Raw genomic sequence first — 1,972 nt, forward strand, 5'->3', positions numbered from 1 at the left:
AGTATATCGTTAAAGAAAAAACTCCTAAACCAGGCTATCAGGTAAATAGTCAAGAATTTACAGTTGAGATGAAAGATGGAAAAGGTGTTCCCCTCAATATCTCTAACAAACGTGTGACAGTTGACTTTGAAGCAACCAAGACTTGGGTAAACGGAAAAGCAACTGACTACAAAGAAGTTAAGCTTAGCTTGTATGTGCACAAAGAAGGACAAACTGTTGCAGATGCAAAACCTGTTACTGGGAACTACACCCCTGAAGTAACCGTGTCGAACGGTGTCTACACTTATAAGTGGAAAAATCAACTTCCTGAACGTGATGTTGATGGAAGCAAGCTAGTTTATTCTGTTCGCGAACTTGAAGATCAGACGGGTCTTCCTCTGAAAGAAGGAGAGAAAGTCAAAGTAGGCGACAACAGCTATGTTGTATCCTATAACGGAAACAACAAAGTCACCAACACTTACGAAGTTCCAAAGACAAACGTGACGGCTAAGAAAGTCTGGGTTGGCGGTCAGGAACATATTCGTCCAACTGTCTACTTCAAACTCTATCGTACGCCAGAAGGTGGAGCGATTGAAGAAGTAGTTGGTGTTAGTCAAAAAGAAGTTCCCAAAACAGATGGAACTGTAGAATGGACAGACCTTCCTGCGACAGATGAGCACGGTGTGAAGTACACTTATAGTGTGATGGAAGTCGATGAAGATGGCAATCTCATCGTAGATACGATAGATGGCTATACTCCAGCACAAACAGCTGATTTGACTGTTACAAATACGTATAGCACTGAACCAGCTGAGGCTGTAATTGAAGCTAAGAAAAAATTGGAAGGCCGTCCAACAGAGCTTCAAGACGAAGAATTTGAATTTATCTTGAAAGATAATGATGGAAAAGAAGTTCAAAGAATCAAGAATAAAGGTACTAATGCTGATGGAACTGGTCGCGTAGTCTTCAAGCCTATTAAATTTACAAAAGAAGGACATTATCAGTACACCATTGTGGAAGCAAAAGCAGGTGAAACTGAAAATGGTATCACCTATGATAATAGAACAGTTCCTGTAATTGTACACGTCTATGATAATGGAAGAGGCCAACTGGTTGCCTGGGTTGAGAAATTAGAAATTTCTCAAGTAGCACTTCCAGCAGCTGAATTTTCAACTTCAGCACCTGGTTCTAATCTTGTACCACCAATCTCTGGTGCCATCAACACTATTACAGATGCCGGAATTCAAACATTCGTCAATACTTATAAGCCTGCTAATGTGAAAGCTCCTGTTTCGGCAACCAAATCATTCATCAATAAGAACACTGATAAGCCAATTCAGCTTCAAGGTGGTGAATTCGAGTTTGCCTTGTTTGAGAAAAATGCTACAGCTCCAATTCAAACAACAACAAATGATGCAGCTGGAAACATTAAGTTTGAAGATTTAGAATTCAATAAAGCTGACACTTATCATTACACCATCGTTGAAAAGAATGCTGGGACAACTGATAAAGGAATCACTTATTCTAACAAGACTATCGAAGTAACGATTAAAGTTGTTGACAACGGTAAGGGAGCGCTTGAAGCAACTGTTACCTATGACAATAACGACAGTACTTTCGAAAACACCTATAAGGCTGAAAATACCAAAGCTGTTCTTGAAGTAGATAAGAAATTAAGCAATCGCAATCTCGAAGCTGATATGTTCGAATTTTCATTGACAGACCAAGTTGGTAACATTGAAAAAGCGAAGAATGGTGCGGACGGAAAAGTTAAGTTCTCAGAGTTGACATTTGATGAAGCAGGTACTTACACTTACACTATTAAGGAAGTAAAAGCTGGCACAACGGAGAATGGTATCACCTACGATGCTAAGACCATCACAGCTAAAGTAACTGTAACCGATGATGGTCAAGGTAAATTGCATGCAACGGTTGAATACAGCAGTGATGGTACAGCTAATAGCACAACCTTCACCAATGTTTACACACCAGC

Annotated in this window: 1 protein-coding gene; it reads left to right on the plus strand. The window is 39.9% G+C overall.

Annotation, left to right across the window (positions count from 1 at the left end; translation table 11 throughout):
* Positions 1-1,972 (plus strand): Spy0128 family protein (locus HMPREF9189_RS11790; protein WP_000328577.1); only part of this gene is annotated, 1,972 nt, incomplete at both ends.

This window comes from Streptococcus sp. oral taxon 071 str. 73H25AP, from assembly GCF_000146755.1.
GTDB lineage: Bacteria > Bacillota > Bacilli > Lactobacillales > Streptococcaceae > Streptococcus > Streptococcus oralis_T.